Genomic DNA, 18,200 nt, shown 5'->3' with positions numbered 1-18,200 from the left:
TCTTCGCTTCTCTTTGGGGGGTCGGCGGCTCCGCCCCTATCCCCCTCGGGTCAGTTCGGGGTGGACAGGACCTCGCGCAGCTTCTGCGCGAAGGCTTCCGGTTGGCCTGCCTGGCCGTACTCGCCGCCCAGGAAGCCGCCGTGGTGGCTTGGGAAGACGGTGGGCTTCTGGCCGAGCAGGTCGGCGGCCGCCACTGAGGTGCGGCCGGTGAAGGTGTCCCCTGTCTCCTCGCCCACCGCTATCACGATGCGTGTACGGGACGCGGTGAGCGCGGCGGCGTCGGGGCGGTAGCTGCTGACCGCCCATGACCGGTCGCTCAGGAGCGGGTCCTCCCGGGTGCCGTCGTCGTCGGTCGGCATCCCGAACGCGGCGGGGTCCGGTGCCGGTTGGGCGAAGTAGTCGTCGGTGTACTCGCCCCGCCACGAGGTCATCATGATGAAGGCCGCCATACCCGCGCCCGAGCCCTTGGCCTGGTAGACGTCCCGGACGTCGGCCCGGGCGCGTTCCGCGGCCTCGGCGTCGGGGAGCAGCGCCATGAGCGGCGGCTCGTGCGCCACCAGGGTGGCCACGTCGTCGGGGTACGCGGCCACCAGGGCCAGCGCGGTCACCGCGCCGCCGCTGCTGGCGAACAGCTCCACGGGACCGGCCCCGAGCGCCTCGATGAGCGCGTGGACGTCGCCGGCCTGGACCTCCGGTGACTGGTCCACCCGGCCGTCCTTGCGGGTGCTGCGGCCCAGGCCGCGCGGGTCGTAGGTGACCACGGTGCGGTCGGGGAAGTGCGACGCCAGCGTGCCGAAGCCCGCGGCGCCCATCGGCTGGCCGATCATGAGCAGCGGCGGGCGGCCGTCCGCGGGCGGCAGCGGTCCGCGGACGTCGTAGACGAGGTCGGTCTCGGGCGTCTCGAGCGTGTGGGCAGTAGCCATGCCCATGTCGACCTCCGCCACGTCGAGAACTCATCGGTCCAGCGACGGGTGCATCCACTCTGCGGTGGTGAGGGTCAGACGGTCCTCGTAAGGGAAGCGCTCGTCCTCGTCCTGGGGGAGTGCGCTTCGGACGAAGCAGCGGTGCAGGAGCAGTTCCCGGCGCTGGTCCAGCGGGTGCGCGGCGTCCGGGTGGTGCGGCGGGTCCTGCGGAGGGTCCTCGCCGATGTCGACCGTGCCGTCCCAGTTGAAGTGCAGGCCGTCCCCGTCGGCGTAGAAGCGGGGGAAGGCCGTGCGCCATTGCGAGTTCGAACCCCAGCCGTGCGACAGGTCATCGGTCGGGCGCGGCTCTCGGCGGAAGGTGAAGTACAGGGTCGAGGTCGTGGCCACCTCGGCGTCGATCAGGTGGCGTGGGGCGCGCACGCGGACGCCGGCGCGGCTGAACAGCAGGTCGCCGAACCAGAAGCCCGGCCACAGCACCTCCTCGACGGTCACCTGAGACGCGGTCCGGTCCTGCACCACGGCGAAGATCTCGTGGTGGAAGGGCGAGAACGCCCGGGCCTGGTCGAAGGGGGTCAGGCCGATCTCGGTGAAGAACTCCGTGTGCATGGTCAGGGCCGCCCGGTCCAGCCTGCGGGGGCCGTGCCGGCCGGGAGTGGCGGTCGTCCGCCACCCGCGCAGCTCCATCCTGTGGGCGGTGCTGCCCTCGATGACGGGGCGCCCCCCGGTGACGCCGAAACCCGGGGGCGGGTCCCCTTCTGGGCAGGAGAGCTCGATCAGGTAGTCGCTGATCCTGCTCAGCGCGTAGAGCTTCGTGAGCCGCCACAACTGCTCGTCCTCCACGGTGTACCCGCCGGCGGGGACCGGTTCCCGCCGGCGGAGCGGAGCCAGCTCGGCCAGATGGGCGGCCGCCGTGCGGCGCCGGTCCGCCAGGTGGCGGCGGGCCCCTTCGGTGTCGTCGTGGTCCAGCAGTTCCTCGTAGAGCCGGCGGAAGTAGCGCCAGTCGAGTTCCATCGCGCGATCATGGCAGGGCGTCCGGGGGGACCTCGGCCGGTGGGGTGCGGGTCTACCGTGGGGATGCGGTGGTCTTGGTTCCTGGAGGCTTCGGTGGCCGAGGGTGGGACGGTCGGGGACCGGTTGCGGCGGGCCCGGCGGCGGCGGTTCGTCGGGCGGAGCGGGGAGATCGAGCTGTTCCGCGGGGCGCTCGCGGACGGGGACTTCTCCGTGCTGTTCCTGCACGGGCCCGGAGGGGTCGGCAAGAGCGCGCTGCTCGGGGAGATGGCGGAGGCGGCGCGCCAGGCGGGGGTCGCGCCCGTGCTGGTCGACGCGCGGACGATCACACCTGAGGCCGGGGCCTTCCTGCGGGCCGTCGAGGCGCCGCGCGGGCGGTACGCGGTCCTGGTCGACACCTACGAGCTGCTCGCGCCCCTCGACGACTGGGTCCGGGAGCGGTTCGTGCCCGGGCTGGCCGCCGACACCGTCGTCGTCATCGCGGGCCGGGACGCGCCGTCGGCCCGGTGGATCGCCGACGCGGGATGGCACGAACTGCTCCGGGTCGTGTCGCTGCGCAACCTCAGCCCCGACGACGCGCGCGCCTACCTGGACGTCGAGGGCGTCCCCGCCGAGCTGCACGAGCGGATCCTGCGGTTGGCCCACGGGCATCCGCTGACCCTCTCGCTGCTCGTCGACATGATCCGGCGGCGGCGGGAGGTGCCGGGGGCGCTGAGCGGCGTGCCGGACGTCGTGCGCGCGCTGCTCGGGCGGCTGGTCGACGAGGTGCCCGGGCCCCGGCACCGGGAGGCGCTGCAGATCTGCGCGCACGCGCGGTTCACCACCGAGGAGCTGCTGCGCGCCATGGTGGGCGACGGCGCCGGGCCCCTGTTCGGATGGCTGCGGACCCTGTCGTTCGTCGAGGAGCGCGAGTTCGGGGTGTTCCCGCACGACGTCGTCCGCGACATCCTCGACGCCGACCTGCGCTGGCGCGACCCGGACGGGTACGCGGCGCTGCACCGGGCGCTGCGCGCCCACCTCGTCGAGCGGGCCCGCGCGGCGCGGGAGGACGAGCTCGTCCGGCACCGGGCCGTCGCGGACATCATGTTCCTCAGCCGCGACCACCCCGTCGTCAAGGGCTACTGGCGGCTCGGCGGGCTCGGGCGGCTGTCGGTCTCGGAACTCGGCCCCGGCGGCGCCGAGACCGTCCTCGCCATGACCCGCGAGCACCAGGGGCACGAGCAGGCCCGGTTCGCGGCGCGATGGATCGAGCGGCAGCCGGGCGCGTTCGGGATTTTTCGGGACGACGCGGGCGAGCCGTTCGGGTACGCGGCCTACCTGGCCTTGCACGAGGCCGACGAGGAGGACCTCCAGGCCGATCCGGGGACGAGGGCGATGTGGAGCCATGCGACGCGGCACGGCCCGCCGCGGCCCGGGGAGAGCGTGCTCGCCTGGCGGTTCTTCGTGGACACCGAGCGGGGACGGCGCCCCTCCCGGTCGGAGACCATGATCCGGCTCTGGCACGGCCAGGAGGTCATCACCCGCGGCGGCAAGGCCTGGGACCTCGTCACCGTGCCGTCGGACCGGGAGTACTGGGACCCGCTCCTGTCCTTCTTCGACTTCCACCACGCGCCGGACGCGTCCTACCGCGTGGGCGGGATGCTCTACGAGGTGTACGCGCACGACTGGCGGGTTCTCGGCGTCGACGACTGGCTGTCCCTCACCGCCGAGCGCGAGCTCGGCGCACCCGTCGCCGCGGCCACGGCCGCCGCGCCCGAGCTCGTCCTGTCGCAGCCCGAGTTCGCCGACGCCGTGCGCGCCGCGCTGCGCGACCTGCGCCGCCCCGACCGGCTCGCCGGGAACCCGCTCCTGCGGTCGCGGCTGGTCCGGTCGGCCGACGACCCCGGCGCGGCACTGCGGAGCCTGCTTGAAGAGACCGCCGAGGCGCTGCGGAACGATCCGCGCGAAGAGTCGCTGTACCGGGTCGTCGACCGCACGTTCCTGCGCCCGGCGGCCACCCAGGAGCGGGCCGCCGAGATGCTCGGGCTGCCGTTCAGCACCTACCGGCGATACCGCAACCGGGCCGTCGAACGGATCGCCGCGTCGCTGTGGGAGAAGGAGCTCTACGGAACCGGACACCACATGGACAGCTAGTGGCCTGGCAGGTGGACAGCGGGCCGCCGCATCGTCGCCTCATCGACCGACAACGGGAGGCACGAGATGCGAGGCATCGGAGAACACGCGGTGGTGCTCGGCGCCGGCATGGCGGGGCTGCTCGCAGCCCGGGCCCTGGCCGGGGCCTATGAGCGGGTCACCGTCGTCGAACGCGACCAGGGCCTGAACGGGCGATCCCGCAAAGGCGTCCCGCAGGGCCGGCACGCCCACATCCTGCTGCCGCGCGGGCAGCGGATCCTGGAGGAGCTCCTGCCCGGCGCCGAGGCGGCACTGATCGGCGGCGGCGCCGTCGTCGCCGACCCCGGCGTCGACCACCACTTCGCCCTCGGCGGCCACACGCTCGCCCGGCGGCCCGGCTCGGAACGGGCGATCCAGGCGAGCCGGCCGCTGCTGGAGGACGTCGTCCGCGAATGTGTCGGAGCCCTGCCCGGCGTCCGGTTCGCCGAAGGACGCGACGTCGTCGGGCTGCTCACGGCCGGGCCCGGCCGGATCACCGGCGTCCAGGTGGTGCCGCGGACGCCCGGCGCCGCTGCCGAGGAGGTCCGCGCCGACCTGGTCGTGGACGCGATGGGACGCGCCGGACGCACCCGGTACTGGCTGGAGCGGCTCGGGCACGGCCCGGTCCCGCAGGAGGAGGTCAGGATCGGGGTCGCCTACGCCACCCGGCCCGTCCGGCTGCCTTTGGACTCCGGTGTCGGCAAGGCCGTCGTCGTCGGCCCCCGGCCGGGCAGCCCGCGCGGCATGGCGATGGTCGCCGTCGAGGGCGACCGGTACCTGCTCACCGTCGCGGGCCTGGACGGTGCGAACCGTCCGCCCGCGGACGAGGAGGGCTTCCTCGCCTTCGTCCGGACGCTCGCGCCGCCGGAGGTGTTCGAGGCGATCCTCGCCGGTGAGGCGCTGGACGGGATCGCCTCGCACCGGTACCCGTCCGACCTGCGCAACCGCTACGAGCGGGCGCGGGGGCTGCCCGACGGCCTGCTCGTCACCGGGGACGCGCTGTGCAGCTTCAACCCGATCTACGCGCAGGGCATGACCGTGGCCTGCCTGGAGGCGCAGGTGCTGCGCCGCTGCCTGGCGGCGGGGCCGCGCGGGCTGACCAGGCGGTACTTCCGCGCCGTGGCCAAGGCGCTGAACGACCCGTGGCGGATGGCCGTCGCCGCCGACCTGTCCATGCCGGAGGTCGAAGGCCGGCGCGGCCCCGCGATCCGGGTCATGAACGCCTACGTGGACCGCGTCCAGGCCGCCGCCGCCCGCGACGCCGACGTCGCCGAGCAGTTCTTCCGCGTCGTCGGCCTGCTCGACCCGCCCCCGGCCCTGATGCGTCCCTCCATCGTGGCGCGGGTGCTGGGCGCGGGCGCCTAGCCTGGGGGCATGCGGAATTCCTTGGCCGGGCTGGTGGACGTCTGCTGCGTGCTCGTCTTCGTCGCGATCGGGCGGGCGTCGCACGACGAGGCCGCCGGTCTGGCCGGGTTCGCGTCCACCGCCTGGCCGTTCCTCGCGGGGCTCGGCGCCGGGTGGGGCGCCATGCGGGCGTGGCGCCGGCCCGAACGGGTCTGGCCGGTCGGTGCCGGGGTCTGGGTCTCGACCGTGGCCGTGGGGATGGCGCTCCGGGCGGTGGCGGGGCAGGGGACGGCCGTCGCGTTCGTGATCGTGGCCTCGGTGTTCCTCGGAGCGGCCCTGCTCGGGTGGCGGGCGGGCGCCCGGCTCGTCGCGGCCCGGAAGGTCTCCGCCGGCGTCTGAGGCGGCTTGTGGGACACAGCCAAATGACCGGTTGGTCTCTTTGCTGATCGAACCGGTTGACGGGGTCGCGCCGCCCTGGTGAAGTTACCCGCGAGTTATGTACGGGCGCGAGCCTTTCCTGTGAAGGGGACACGATGCCATCTGCGCTGCGCGACTGGCTGGACAAGCCGAACACCGGACGCGGCGTTCACCTGGCTGCCGACGACGGGGGCTGGGAGTTCCGCGACTACGGTGAGCTGGCGTCGGCCGCGCGACGCACCGCGGGAGCGATGATCGAGGAGGGCGTCCGGCCGGGCGACGTCGTGTGCCTCATCCTGCCGACGGACTTCACCTGCGTCGAGACGTACTTCGCGGTCTGGGCCGCGGGGGCCACGGTGTGCCTGATCACTCCGCCGCTGTTCCAGGACGGGGACGACTACGTCGCGCACGTGGCGGCGATCCTGCGGCAGGCGTCGCCGGCGCTGGTCGTCGCCTCCGACGGGCTGGCCGACTACGCGCGGCGGGCCATGGCCGAGGCCGGGGTGGACGGGGAGCCCTGGAAGCCGCGGCAGGCGGAGGAGGAGGCCGAGGTCCGGCCCGCGGGCGAGCTCGCCCTGCTCCAGTTCACCTCCGGGTCCAGCGGGTCGCCGCGCGGGGTCATGGTCACCTGGGACAACCTGGAGGCCAACGTCGACCTGATCACGCGGATGGCCGGGTACGAGGACGGCGACGTGACGGCCTCCTGGCTGCCGCTGTACCACGACATGGGGCTCATCGGCTGCTTCATCACGCCCATCGCGCGGCAGGGGATGCTGAAGCTGATGCGGCCCGACCACTTCATCCGCGACCCCGCACGGTGGCTCCGGTGCTTCGGGGAGGCGGCCCACACCGCGGCGCCGCCGTTCGCCTACGCCTACTGCGCGCGGCGGGTCAAGCCCGAGCAGCTGGAGGGGCTCGACGTGTCCGGGTGGAAGATGGCGCTGATCGGCGCCGAGCCCATCGACCCGCACACGCTCGAGGTGTTCGCACAGCTCATGGAGCCGTTCGGGTTCTCCCGGACGATGTTCAAGCCCGCCTACGGGATGGCCGAGACCACGCTGCTCGTCACCATGGACGACGCCCCGCGCAGCCCCCTGGCGGTCCGGCCCGACCCCGAGGCGCTGGCGTTCGGGGAGCCCGTCCGGATCCTGGACCAGCACGCGCTCGGGGCCGGGTCGCTCGGCGCCAAGGCCGGCTGGGTCGTCGGCTGCGGGACGCCCGAGGACGACGTGCCCGTCGCCATCGTCGACGACGAGGGGCGCGAGCTGGGGAGCGGGCTCCTGGGCGAGATCGTCGTGGGCGGCCCCTCGGCCTGCCCGGGGTACTACGCGGGGGCCGAGGCCAAGTCGACCCGGTTCATGGACGGCAAGGTCTACACCGGGGACGCCGGGTTCTTCCACGAGGGGCAGCTGTTCGTCCTCGGGCGGATGGGCGACAGCATCAAGGTGCGCGGGCGCTCGGTCTACGTCGAGGACCTCGAGTCCAAGGTCGCCGAGGTGAGCGGGCTCGGGAAGGGCCGCATCGTCGTGGTCGGCGTCCCCGGCGCCGGGCGCAAGGGGCTCGCGCTGTTCGCCGAGACGCAGGACGAGGCCTGGATCGGGGGGGTGCGCGAGATGCTGCGGCGGCGCATCGGGGACGACGTGGAGCTGACGATCGTCGTCGGCGCCGGGCTGATCCAGCGCACCTCCAGCGGCAAGCCCCGCCGCCGGTACATGTGGGAGAGGCTCCAGGGCGGCCACATGGAGGGCGCGCGGATCATCACCTGAGTACGCCCCCGGGCGTAGCGGCGAAGCCTCCCCCTGGACGACGACGCTGTGCACGGCCCTCTCTCACGATGGTGTCGCCCTTGACCCCGTGAGAGAGGAACCCTCATGTACGTCGCCTCGTCCGGCGCGAGAAGGTCGGCGGCCGTCGGCCTCGCGGTCGCGGCCGCCGCGATCCCCGTGCAGATCGCCGGCGGGATGGACTACCCGGCGGTCCCGCCCGGACTGATCATCCTGACCGTCGCCGCCGCGATCGCGCTGTTCGCCCGGCCGAGGTGGGCGCTCGCCGTCCCGGCCGTCGCCGCCGCCTTCCTCACCGTGGGCGCCACCGCCGCGCCGAACGCGCGCGACGCGCTGAGCGCGCCCGGGGAGACCGTGGCGTTCGCGGCGACCCTGCTCCAGGCCGCCGGGCTCGTGGTCGGCCTGGTGTGCTGCGTCGTGGCGCTCGCGCGGCGCGCCTCCGCCGCCTGATTGCTTAAGGTGGCGATAACAGGACAACATGTCGTTGACGCTCTGAAAGGTCGACGATGCCGGCTGTTGCCAAGACGCTCCTCCGTGCTATTCGAGGGGGGACTACCCCCCTCACCCCCCGCGTCGCTCCGCTCCTGAAGGTGGGATCTCGCCTGGGATCCACCGCCCAAAATGCCCTGGAAGTCGCGCGTTTCGGGGGTTTCGATACCGACGAGGACGCCTCGCCCTGCGAGGTGGTGACCGAGCAGCGCGTCTACCGGCTGCGGCACTACTTCCCCGAAGCGGGCGGCGGGCCGGTGATGCTGCTCGTCCCGCCCCTCATGATCACCGCGGAGGTGTACGACATCTCCTCGCGGGTCAGCGCCGTGCGGGTGCTGCGCGACCTCGGCGTCGACCCGTGGGTGGTGGACTTCGGGGCTCCCGAGCGGGAGCCGGGAGGGCTGGAGCGGACGGTCAGCGACCACGTCCTCGCGGTCAGCGACGCGGTGGACCGGATCCGCGAGATGACCGGGCGGGACGTCCACCTCGCCGGGTACTCGCAGGGCGGCATGTTCGTCTACCAGGCGGCCGCGTACCGGCGCAGCGAGGGCATCGAGTCCGTGGTGACGTTCGGGAGCCCCGCAGACACCAGCGTCGGGCTCCCGTTCGGGCTGCCGAGCTGGCTCGCGTCCGAAGGGGTCGAGCGGATACCGGACGCCCTGCTCGGCGGGTTCGCGGTGCCGGGGTGGGTCACGCGCATGGGGTTCCAGCTCCTCAGCCCGGTGAAGTCGGTGCGCTCGCGGGTCGACTTCATCATGCAGCTGCACGACCGGGAGCGGCTCGCGCCCCGGGAGCGGCAGCGCCGGTTCCTGGAGCGGGAGGGCTGGGTGTCGTGGCCCGGCCCCGCGCTGGCGGAGTTCATCCGCCAGTTCATCCAGCACAACCGCATGCTGACCGGCGGGTTCCTCATCGGCGACCGGCTCGTCACGCTCGCCGACATCACCTGCCCCGTCCTGACGTTCGTCGGGGAGGTCGACGAGATCGCCGCCCCGCCGATGGTGCGCGGGATCCGGCGGGCCGCGCCCCGCGCCCAGGTGTACGAGGCGTCCCTGCGCGCCGGGCACTTCGGGCTCGTCGTCGGCAGCCTCGCGATCGCGCGGACGTGGCCGGCCGTCGCCGCGTGGGCGCGGTGGCGGGAGGGCGAGGCGGAGCTGCCGGAGATCGTCGCGCCCGTCGCCGGGGACGAGGAGGCCGAGTCCGCCGGGCTGCCGGGAGGCCCCGCCGGGTACGGGCTCCAGCTCGCCATGGGCATCGGGGCGAGCGCCGCGCGGTCGGCGTACCGGACCGCGTCGCGGGCCGTGCACGGGACGCGGCAGATCGGCGGCGAGGCCGCGCAGAACCTGCCCCGGCTGGCGCGGCTGGAGCGCATCCAGTCCGACACCCGCATGTCCATGGGGCTGCTGCTGGACGAGCAGGCCCGCCGGATGCCCGGCGAGGTCTTCTTCCTGTACCAGGGGCGCGGGCACACCCACGACGCCGCCAAGCGCCGCATCGACGCCGTCGTCCGCGGCCTGATCCACATCGGGGTGCGGCGCGGCGACGCGGTCGGGGTCCTGATGGGCACCCGGCCGACGGCGCTCGCGCTCGTCGCCGCGCTCAACCGGCTCGGCGCCGTCGCGGTGCTGCTGCGGCCCGACGGCGACCCGGCCGCCGAGGCGCGGCTGGGCCAGGTCACGCGGGTCATCGCCGACCCCGAGCACGCCGCGGCCGCCGCGAAGCTGGACGTGCCCGGCTTCCTGCTGGGCGGCGCGGGACGCGGCGAGCGCGGCCCGCTCATGGACATGGAGGCGATCGACCCGGACGCGGTCGAGCCGCCCGGGTGGTACCGGCCCAACCCGGGCCGCGCCGGCGACCTCGCGTTCGTCGTCTTCCGCGGCGACGGCGACCGGTTGCGCGCCAGCCGCATCACCAACCGGCGCTGGGCCCTGTCGGCGTTCGGGACGGCGTCCTCCGCCTCGCTGTCCTCGTCCGACACCGTCTACAGCCTCACGCCGCTCCAGCACCCGTCCGCGCTGCTGATGAGCCTCGGGGGCGCCGTCGCCGGCGGGGCCCGGCTCGCGCTCGCGAGCGCCCGCACGGACGCCGGGTTCGACCCGAAGGCGTTCTGGGACGAGGCGCGCCGCTACGGCGTGACCGTCGCCTCCTACACCTGGATGTCGCTGCGCGACCTGGTGAACGCGCCGCCGGACCCGGCCGAGCGGCACCACGCCATCCGGCTGTTCATCGGGTCGGGCATGCCGCGCGGCCTGTGGCGGCGGATCGAGGAGCGGTTCGCACCCGCGCGGGTCCTGGAGTTCTACGCCTCCATCGAGGGCGAGTCGGTGCTGGTCAACCTGAGCGGCAAGAAGCCCGGGTCGCTCGGCCGGCCGCTGCCGGGCAGCGCCGAGGTGCGGCTCGCCCGCTACGACCTGGAGAGCGGGCGCCTCGCCGAGGGGCCGGACGGGTTCGCGATCGAGTGCGGGCCCGGCGAGATCGGCATGCTCCTCGCCCGGGTGCGGCTGTCGGCGATCGGGTCGGCGGCCCGCCCCGTCCGGGGCGTGTTCCGGCCCGAGGACGCCTGGACGATCACCGGGGACCTGTTCCGGCGGGACGCGGGCGGCGACTTCTGGCTCGTCGGGCGGGAGGCCGAGCTGATCCGCACCGTCGACGGCATCGTCCCGCCCGGCCCGATCCGGGACGCGCTCGGAGACCTGCCCTACGTCGACGCCGTGGCCGTCTACGGGATCCCGGTGGGGGAGACGGAGCTCGCCGCGGCGGCCGTGAGCCTGCGGTCCGCGCCGGCGGCCGCCCGGGGCGGCTCCGCGGAGAACGCCGTCAAGCCGGTGGACCTGTCGGAGGCGCTGCTGCGCGTGGAGCCGGGGCTGCGGCCCGCGATCGTGCGGATCGTGGACGAGATGCCGGTCACGGCGGGAAACCGGCTGTGGACGGTGCCGCTGCGCGACGAGGGCGTCCCGGCGGCGGGCGACGGGCGCGCCTTCTACCGGGACAAGGCGGGCGCGTACCGGCCGCTGACGGACGCGGCGCGGCGCCGGCTGCTCAAGGCGCCGCCCGCCCGCGAGGCCCGCTGACGCCCAAGTCACCGCGGATAAGTCTGGACTTACACCCGGCCGTTGCGTTAGAACAAAGCGACAGATTTCGCGTATTTGTTGCACGCGTCCGGAGGGGTCATGACGAGCGTTCTCGCGCCGCCGCCGCAGGGCAGCGACCTGAAACCGGTGCCCGGCGTCCCCGGCGTCCCCTACATCGGCAGCACGCTCGCGGTGATGCGCGACCCGATCGGGATGGCCCGCAAACGGTACGCCGAGTACGGCGCGGTCTCGTGGGGTTGGCTGCTCGGCCAGCGGATGGTCACCGTGCACGGCCCCGAGGCCGCCGAGGTCGTCCTCGTCAACCGGGACAAGGCGTTCGCGAACGGGCCCGCGTGGAGCTACTTCATCGGCCCGTTCTTCAACCGCGGCATCATGCTCCTGGACTTCGAGGAGCACCTGCACCACCGCCGCATCATGCAGCAGGCGTTCACCCGCCCCCGGCTGCACTCCTACATGGACGCGATGGCGCCCGGCATCGTCAAGGGCGTCGAGTCGTGGGAGCCGGGGCAGGGCTTCAAGGTCTACGACCACATCAAGAAGCTCACGCTCGACCTCGCGGTGGACGTCTTCATGGGCGTCGAACTGGACGACGCCGAGCGCGCGCGGGTCAACGGCGCGTTCATCGACGCCGTCCGGGCGGGGACGGCCTACGTCCGGTTCCCGGTCCCCGGGCTGCGCTGGCACAAGGGCCTGCGGGCCCGCAAGGTGCTGGAGGAGTTCTTCTACCGGCACCTGCCGGCCAAGCGGGAGGGCGGCGGCGGCGACCTGTTCGCGGCGCTCTGCCAGGCCGAGACCGACGACGGCGAGCGGTTCACCGACGAGGACGTCGTCAACCACATGATCTTCGCGCTGATGGCGGCGCACGACACCACCACCATCACGCTGACGACGATGGCCTACTACCTGGCCAAGCACCCCGAGTGGCAGGAGCGGCTGCGCGAGCAGTCGTTCGAGCTCGGCAAGGCGCAGCCCGGCTTCGACGACCTGGACGCCTTCACCGGCATCGACATGGTGATGAAGGAGTCGATGCGGCTGGTCACGCCCGTCCCGGCGCTGCCGCGCAAGGTCGTCAAGGACACCTCCGTCCTCGGCTTCCACGTCCCCGAGGGGACGACCGTCGTGGTGCCGATGCTCAGCAACCACCACATGGCCGAATGGTGGAGCGACCCCGACCGGTTCGACCCCGAGCGGTTCTCCCCGGAGCGCCGCGAGGACAAGGCCCACAAGTACGCGTGGGCGCCGTTCGGAGGCGGCGCGCACAAGTGCATCGGGCTCCACTTCGCGGGCATGCAGGTCAAGACGATCCTGCACCAGGTCCTCCAGCGGTACCGCTGGAGCGTACCCGCGCGGTACGAATGGCCCCTGGACACCACGTCCCTTCCCTCGCCCAAGGACGGCCTGCCCGTCCGCCTCGAACCACTGGAGCAGTGAACATGAGCAAGGTCGTCGCCATCACCGGGGCCGCGCGGGGGATCGGCCTCGCCACCGCCCGCGCCCTCAAGGCCAAGGGCGCCACCGTCGTCATCGGCGACATCGACGAGACCGCCGTCAAGGAGGCCGCCGAGTCGCTCGGCGTCACCGGACTCGTCGTGGACGTCACGTCCCGCGAGTCGTTCACCGCCTTCCTCGACAAGGCCGAGGAGGCCGCCGGGCCGCTCGACGTCGTCGTCAACAACGCGGGGATCATGCCGATCGGGCCCGTCACCGACGAGAGCGACGCCGACGCCCGCCGCTGCATCGACATCAACGTGCACGGCGTGATGCTCGGCACCAAGCTCGCCCTCGGCCGGATGCTGCCGCGCGGCGAGGGCCACATCATCAACATCGCCTCGCTCGCCGGCGTCATGTTCACCCCCGGCCTCGCGCTCTACAACGCCAGCAAGGCCGCCGTCGTCGGGTTCACCGAGGCGACCCGCCTGGAGGTGCGGGACCGCGGCGTGCACGTCAGCGCCGTCCTGCCCACCTTCACCAACACCGAGCTGACCGCCGGGACGCGCAGCCCGAAGGGGCAGAAGAACTGCGAGCCCGAGGACATCGCCGCGGCCGTCGTCGAGCTGATCGGCAAGCCGCGCCCGCAGGTCGCCGTGCCGAAGAAGCTCGGCACGCAGGTCCGGCTCGGCGCGCTGCTGCCCGAGCGGGTCCGGCAGGCGACCTCCCGGCGCCTCGGCCTGGACAAGATCTTCCTGGAGTACGACCCCGACGCCCGCAAGGCCTACGACTCGCGCATCCGCTCGAGCTCCTAGCTCCGTCGACTTGCGGCGTGTTGCCCTTATGCGAGCGCTGATAAGGGCAACTCGCCGCAAGTCAGCGCGCCTGGCGCGCCCTGCGGAACGCGCGGCGGGCCTGCGGCAGGTAGCGGACGGACTCGGGCAGCAGCGGCCACACCCGCCCCGCCGCGCGGACGGCCGCCGCGAACCGCCGGTGGCGGCGCTCGTCGGCGGTGCTCCACGGCAGGTCCAGCAGTTCGCGCATCCGCGGGTGCAGGCCGCCGACCGTGATGAACCGGGCGACCGCGTTCAGCGGCGGCGACACCGCCCGCCACACCGGCGCCGGCACCTTCGGCGGCCGGGGGAGCCCCTTCTTCACGTAGCCGACGCCGTACCGGGCCGTCTTGTGCGCGACGACCTCCTCGTCCAGCATCCGCTTCCAGTACGCCTGGAACGCCTCCCAGTCCTCCGGCATGGCCCGGTCGCTGACCCCGTACATCCGGAACCAGGTCTTGGACTCCTCGTAGATCCGGCGCTTCTCGTCCTCGCCGAGCGGCCGGATGAAGGTCTCGATGCCGTACAGCATGTTGTCGAGGAAGGTCGCGTGCGCCCAGTAGTAGGTCTCGGGATCGAGCGCGTGGTAGCGGGAGCCGTCCGGCATCGTGCCCTTGATGCCGCGGTGGTAGTCGCGGACCTTGCGGCCCGTCTCGGCCGACCGCTCCCCGCCGTACACGGTGTCGAGGATGGGGCCGGCGGACCGCTTCAGCCGCGCGAACGTCTCGGAGAAGAACACCGAGTGGTCGAGGACGCCCTGGCCGAGCGCGGGGAGCATGTTCTGCAGCACGGCCGCCCGCGGGCCGACGAGGAGCATCCGGGTGTCGCCGAAGTACCGCCAGGTCAGTGAGCCGGGCCCGAGGGGGGCCGGGGTCCGCGCGTCGGCCTCGTCCGTCATGTGCACCGCCGGGGGTCAGGACAGAAGTACAGATCGACGATTATTGTAACTGTGTTTCATCCCAGTGGCGGGGCCCGGGTGCCCCCGGCGGTTAGGGTGCGGGCATGACCACGGACGCGAGCATCAGGGAAGGGCTGCGGGCCCGGCTGGCGGCGCCGGACACCGGCGCCGACGATCTCGACACCCGCATCCTGGACGCCGCGCTCGCGGAGTTCGAGACCTACGGGCTGCGCCGGGTCAGCGTCGAGGACGTCGCCAAGCGGGCCGGGGTCGCGCGCACCACCATCTACCGGCGGTTCACCAACAAGGAGCAGCTGCTCCAGGCCGTGATCCTGCGCGAGTGCCGCCGCTTCCTCACCGCGATCTCGGAGGCCACCGAGGACCTCGCCTCCCCGGAGGACGCCGTCGTCGAGGGCTTCGTGGTCGGCCTGCGCAGCGCCCGCACGCACCCGCTGCTGGCGCGCGTCCTGCAGAGCGAGCCCGAGGCGTTCCTGCCGCAGCTCAGCATGAACGGCGGCGCGGTGATGCTCGCTGCCCGCGACATCCTCGCCGACCGGCTGCGCCGCGCCCGCCCCGGCGACGCCGAGGACCACGACACCGTGGCCGAGGTCCTGCTCAGGCTCGCGGTGTCGCTCCTCCTCGTACCGGGCGGCGGCCTCGCCCTCGACAGCGAAGACGCAATGCGCACGTTCGCCCGCGATTACCTAACGCGGATGCTTCACCCCGGTAGGGCCTGAGCGTTTCCCGACCGCGCCGTGTCCCGTACGCTCTGGCTGTCGAATTGCGTTCTAGAACCGGAGGCGCGGCATGGCGGATGTCGTACAGACGACCTACGGGAAGGTGCGGGGCACGGCACGGGACGGCGTCACCGCCTTCCTCGGCATCCCCTACGCGGCGCCGCCGTTCGGGCCGAACCGCTTCCAGGCGCCCCGCCCTCCGGAGCCGTGGGACGGCGTCCGCGACGCCTTCGAGTACGGGCCGACCGCGCCCAAGCCCGGCTACCCGAAGGTGTTCGCCTCGCTCCTGCCCGACCCCGAGATCCCGGGCGACGACTGCCTCAACCTGAACGTGTGGACTCCCCGCGTCCCGGACGGCTCCGGACCGGACGACGCGGGCCTCCCGGTGATGGTGTGGATCCACGGCGGCGCGTTCCGGAACGGGTCGGGCGCCGTGCCCGTCTACAGCGGCCACACCTTCGCCCGCGACGGCGTCGTCTGCGTGACGATCAACTACCGGCTCGGCGTCGAGGGCTTCGCGCACCTGCCAGGCGCCCCGCTCAACCGGGGGCTGCTCGACCAGATCGCCGCGCTGGAGTGGGTCCGCGACAACATCGCCGCGTTCGGCGGCGACCCGGCCCGGGTCACCGTGTTCGGCGAGTCGGCGGGCGCGATGAGCGTCACCACCCTGCTCTCCCTCGACCTCGGCCTCTTCCACCGCGCCATCGCGCAGAGCGGCGCGGGCAGCATCGCCCAGGACCCCGACGACGCCCTGCTCGTCGTCAAGGAGATGGCCGCCCGCCTCGGCGTCGAGCCCACCGCCGAGGGGTTCGCCGCCCTCGACCCGGTCGCGATCATCCCGGTGCAGAACGCCGTCGCCACCGAGGTCGCCGCGCTCCCCGACCCCGGGCGCTGGGGCGCCACCACCGCCGCGGGCGGCATGGCGCTGACGCCCGTCCTGGACGGCGAGCTGATCGCCCGGCGCCCCGAGGACGCCATCGCCGCCGGCGCCGGGCGGGACGTGGACCTGCTCATCGGCTACACCACCGAGGAGTTCCGGCTCTTCCTGATGCCGACGGGGATCGCCGCCGCCCTCACCGACGAGCTGGTCGGGGCCGTCACCGCGGGCATGGGCGTCCCGCCGGACCTGCCGGCCGCCTACCGCGCACACCACCCCGACATGGCGCCCGGCGAGCTGATGGCGGCGATCATCACCGACAGCCTGTTCCGCATCCCCGCGCACCGCGCCGCAGCCGGGCACACGGCGTCCGGCGGGCGCACCTGGATGTACGAGTTCGCGTGGCGGTCGCCCAACCAGGACCTCGGCGCCTGCCACGCCCTGGAGCTCGGCTTCGTGTTCGACAACCTCACCGCCGAGGGCCAGGGCCTGACCGGCCCGAACCCGCCGCAGGGGCTCGCCGACCGCATGCACCGCGCCTGGACCCGCTTCGCCGCCGAAGGCGACCCCGGCTGGCAGCCGTACGACCCGGAGGCCCGCCCCGTGATGGTCTTCGACGCCCCCGGCGACGAGATCGTCCCCGACCCCCACAGCCTTGATCGCAAGCTCTGGGACTAGAGCAGGTCTTTGACGACTTGTTCGGCTATGGCCAGGGAGGACGTCGCGGCGGGGGACGGGGCGTTGCGGATCGTCGTGATCGGGCCTAGGCGGCCGATGCGGAAGTCGTCGACGAGCGAGCCGTCGGGGTCCACCGCCTGCGCGCGGACCCCGGCGGGCGCCGGCACGACGTCCGCGGCCGTCAGCTCGGGGACGAAGCCGCGCGCCTCGGCGACGAACGCCCGCTTGACCGCCGACCCGTACAGCTCACGCGCGCCCGTCCGCCAGTGCCGCCGCGCCAGGCGGCGGAAGCCGGGCCAGCGGACGGTCTCCCACAGGTCCGCGGGGCGGACGTCGCGGCGCCGGTAGCCCTCCCTGGCGAGGGCCAGGACGGCGTTCGGGCCGATGTCCACGCCGCCGTCCACGCGCCGGGTGAAGTGCACGCCGAGGAACGGGTAGCGCGGGTCGGGCACGGGATAGATGAGGCCGCGGACCAGGTCCGTCCGGGACGGGACGAGCCGGTAGTACTCGCCGCGGAACGGGATGATCGCCGGAGCGGGGGCGTCGCCCGCCAGGCGCGCCACCCGGTCGGACTGGAGGCCCGCGCACACCACGAGCCGGTCGAAGGCCAGTTCCTCGTGCGGGGACGCGACCGTGACGCGGTCGCCCGACCGGCCGATCCGCACGGCCTCGAAGCCGAGCCTGACCTCGCCGCCGCCCTCCGCCACGTCCGCGGCGAACGCGCGGGCCACCGCCGGGAAGTCGACGATCGCCGTGGTAGGGGAGTGCAGCGCCGCCGTGCCCGCCGCGTGCGGCTCGACCTCCGCGATCTCGCCGCCCGCCAGCCGCCGCAGCCGGGGGACGCCGTTGGCCTTGGCCCGACGCTCGATCTCCTCCAGCGCGGCCAGTTCTGAGGCGTCGCGCGCGACCACGAGCTTGCCGCACTCCTCGTAGGGAAGGCCGCGGTCCGCGCAGTACTCCTTGAGCAGGCCGATGCCGCGCCTGCACAGGGTCGCCTTCAGCGATCCCGGCGCGTAGTAGAGGCCCGCGTGGGCGACGCCGCTGTTGTGGCCCGTCTGGTGGGCCGCGACACGGTCCTCCTTGTCCAGGACCGTCACCTCCAGCCCCGGACGCTCCAGCGTCAGCCGGCGCGCGATCGCCAGCCCGAGAATGCCCGCGCCGACGACGCCGACCCGTGTCTCCGCCACACCCGCACCCTAGTGGGAGCGGGTCCCGCCGCCTCCGGGCGCGTCAGCTCCCGAGGCGCTTGCGCCCCTGCGCCCGCACCCGCTTGCGCTGGGACGGGTCGAGCATCATGTACCCGACGAGCGGCGCGCCGAGGACGCCGAGGATGATCAGCGCGCTCAGCCACCACGGGAAGACGAACAGGGTCAGGAAGCCGACGACGACGCCGCCGATCACTAGCTTGGTCTGGGTCGACATCTGGTACCTCCGTTGACGGGCCGCCCTCATAGTTATGAACGGCCGTACGGCGACCGCTGTTCCACGATATGTCGCGAGTCCGGCGAAACGCCATGGTCAAGCGGCCCCGGTCCGGAGGCGCG

Annotated in this window: 15 protein-coding genes; 10 read left to right on the top strand and 5 right to left on the bottom strand. The window is 73.5% G+C overall.

From position 1 onward, the window contains the following. Window positions 1-50 precede the first annotated feature (50 nt). Window positions 51-944 carry an alpha/beta fold hydrolase gene (locus K4S16_RS43445; protein ID WP_235037448.1) on the bottom strand — a complete coding sequence of 298 codons (894 nt, stop codon included), beginning with the start codon at window positions 942-944 and terminating at the stop codon, window positions 51-53. Window positions 945-953: 9 nt separating this feature from the next. Further along, window positions 954-1,934 (bottom strand): hypothetical protein, encoded by a 981-nt coding sequence (locus K4S16_RS43440; protein ID WP_149264973.1) that lies wholly within the window; start codon window positions 1,932-1,934, stop codon window positions 954-956. Window positions 1,935-2,027: 93 nt separating this feature from the next. Between K4S16_RS43440 and K4S16_RS43435 the strand changes: the two genes are divergently transcribed. The 8 genes from K4S16_RS43435 (at window position 2,028) to K4S16_RS43400 (ending at window position 13,448) form a co-directional block, all read left to right on the top strand. Further along, window positions 2,028-4,064 carry an AAA family ATPase gene (locus K4S16_RS43435; RefSeq protein ID WP_235037447.1) on the top strand — a complete coding sequence of 679 codons (2,037 nt, stop codon included), beginning with the start codon at window positions 2,028-2,030 and terminating at the stop codon, window positions 4,062-4,064. A gap of 66 nt (window positions 4,065-4,130) precedes the next feature. Next, a complete protein-coding gene (locus tag K4S16_RS43430; protein WP_149264971.1) occupies window positions 4,131-5,447 on the top strand; it encodes an NAD(P)/FAD-dependent oxidoreductase in 1,317 nt (438 codons plus the stop codon). A 9-nt stretch (window positions 5,448-5,456) separates the two neighbouring features. Beyond that, entirely contained in the window at window positions 5,457-5,825 is a 369-nt protein-coding gene (locus K4S16_RS43425) for a DUF3054 domain-containing protein (protein WP_149264970.1), read from the top strand. Window positions 5,826-5,959: 134 nt separating this feature from the next. Next, window positions 5,960-7,609, top strand: a complete 1,650-nt coding sequence (locus K4S16_RS43420) for an AMP-binding protein (protein ID WP_149264969.1) — start codon at window positions 5,960-5,962, stop codon at window positions 7,607-7,609. A 105-nt stretch (window positions 7,610-7,714) separates the two neighbouring features. After that, the gene (locus tag K4S16_RS43415) at window positions 7,715-8,077 is read left to right on the top strand and encodes a hypothetical protein (RefSeq protein WP_149264968.1); all 363 of its coding nucleotides are present in this window, start codon (window positions 7,715-7,717) and stop codon (window positions 8,075-8,077) included. A gap of 140 nt (window positions 8,078-8,217) precedes the next feature. Then, on the top strand, window positions 8,218-11,184 hold the full coding sequence (locus tag K4S16_RS43410) for an AMP-binding protein (RefSeq protein WP_235037446.1): 2,967 nt from the start codon (window positions 8,218-8,220) through the stop codon (window positions 11,182-11,184). Window positions 11,185-11,283: 99 nt separating this feature from the next. After that, the gene (locus K4S16_RS43405) at window positions 11,284-12,636 is read left to right on the top strand and encodes a cytochrome P450 (protein ID WP_149264966.1); all 1,353 of its coding nucleotides are present in this window, start codon (window positions 11,284-11,286) and stop codon (window positions 12,634-12,636) included. Between the two features lie 2 nt (window positions 12,637-12,638). Next, window positions 12,639-13,448 carry an SDR family oxidoreductase gene (locus K4S16_RS43400; protein ID WP_149264965.1) on the top strand — a complete coding sequence of 270 codons (810 nt, stop codon included), beginning with the start codon at window positions 12,639-12,641 and terminating at the stop codon, window positions 13,446-13,448. 61 nt (window positions 13,449-13,509) lie between these two features. Here the strand turns inward: K4S16_RS43400 and K4S16_RS43395 are convergent, their stop codons facing one another. Beyond that, window positions 13,510-14,364, bottom strand: coding sequence for an oxygenase MpaB family protein (locus K4S16_RS43395; RefSeq protein ID WP_149264964.1), 855 nt, complete (start codon window positions 14,362-14,364; stop codon window positions 13,510-13,512). 104 nt (window positions 14,365-14,468) lie between these two features. Between K4S16_RS43395 and K4S16_RS43390 the strand changes: the two genes are divergently transcribed. Beyond that, window positions 14,469-15,101 (top strand): TetR/AcrR family transcriptional regulator, encoded by a 633-nt coding sequence (locus K4S16_RS43390; RefSeq protein WP_149264963.1) that lies wholly within the window; start codon window positions 14,469-14,471, stop codon window positions 15,099-15,101. 70 nt (window positions 15,102-15,171) lie between these two features. Continuing rightward, on the top strand, window positions 15,172-16,656 hold the full coding sequence (locus K4S16_RS43385) for a carboxylesterase/lipase family protein (RefSeq protein WP_149264962.1): 1,485 nt from the start codon (window positions 15,172-15,174) through the stop codon (window positions 16,654-16,656). On the opposite strand, the gene lhgO is transcribed toward K4S16_RS43385, so the two are convergent. Both lhgO and K4S16_RS43375 read right to left on the bottom strand, forming a co-directional pair. Then, the gene (lhgO, locus tag K4S16_RS43380) at window positions 16,653-17,843 is read right to left on the bottom strand and encodes an L-2-hydroxyglutarate oxidase (protein WP_149264961.1); all 1,191 of its coding nucleotides are present in this window, start codon (window positions 17,841-17,843) and stop codon (window positions 16,653-16,655) included. The two genes, K4S16_RS43385 and lhgO, sit on opposite strands and share 4 nt — an antisense overlap. 43 nt (window positions 17,844-17,886) lie before the next feature. Next, entirely contained in the window at window positions 17,887-18,078 is a 192-nt protein-coding gene (locus K4S16_RS43375) for a hypothetical protein (RefSeq protein ID WP_141577897.1), read from the bottom strand. Window positions 18,079-18,200 lie beyond the last annotated feature (122 nt).

Origin of the sequence: Actinomadura sp. K4S16, assembly GCF_008327685.1 — a bacterium.
GTDB lineage: Bacteria > Actinomycetota > Actinomycetes > Streptosporangiales > Streptosporangiaceae > Spirillospora.
Note: the sequence above shows the minus strand (reverse complement) of the source record. Positions and strands in the feature narration are given on the sequence as shown.

What these genes read in the sequence shown, in the direction of transcription:
- K4S16_RS43375 (WP_141577897.1), bottom strand. Translation starts at nt 18,078, where the DNA reads ATGTCGACCCAGACCAAGCTAGTGATCGGCGGCGTCGTCGTCGGCTTC.
- K4S16_RS43440 (WP_149264973.1), bottom strand. Translation starts at nt 1,934, where the DNA reads ATGGAACTCGACTGGCGCTACTTCCGCCGGCTCTACGAGGAACTGCTG.
- K4S16_RS43420 (WP_149264969.1), top strand. Translation starts at nt 5,960, where the DNA reads ATGCCATCTGCGCTGCGCGACTGGCTGGACAAGCCGAACACCGGACGC.
- K4S16_RS43430 (WP_149264971.1), top strand. Translation starts at nt 4,131, where the DNA reads ATGCGAGGCATCGGAGAACACGCGGTGGTGCTCGGCGCCGGCATGGCG.
- K4S16_RS43385 (WP_149264962.1), top strand. Translation starts at nt 15,172, where the DNA reads ATGGCGGATGTCGTACAGACGACCTACGGGAAGGTGCGGGGCACGGCA.
- K4S16_RS43415 (WP_149264968.1), top strand. Translation starts at nt 7,715, where the DNA reads ATGTACGTCGCCTCGTCCGGCGCGAGAAGGTCGGCGGCCGTCGGCCTC.
- K4S16_RS43425 (WP_149264970.1), top strand. Translation starts at nt 5,457, where the DNA reads ATGCGGAATTCCTTGGCCGGGCTGGTGGACGTCTGCTGCGTGCTCGTC.
- K4S16_RS43400 (WP_149264965.1), top strand. Translation starts at nt 12,639, where the DNA reads ATGAGCAAGGTCGTCGCCATCACCGGGGCCGCGCGGGGGATCGGCCTC.
- K4S16_RS43390 (WP_149264963.1), top strand. Translation starts at nt 14,469, where the DNA reads ATGACCACGGACGCGAGCATCAGGGAAGGGCTGCGGGCCCGGCTGGCG.
- K4S16_RS43405 (WP_149264966.1), top strand. Translation starts at nt 11,284, where the DNA reads ATGACGAGCGTTCTCGCGCCGCCGCCGCAGGGCAGCGACCTGAAACCG.
- K4S16_RS43395 (WP_149264964.1), bottom strand. Translation starts at nt 14,364, where the DNA reads ATGACGGACGAGGCCGACGCGCGGACCCCGGCCCCCCTCGGGCCCGGC.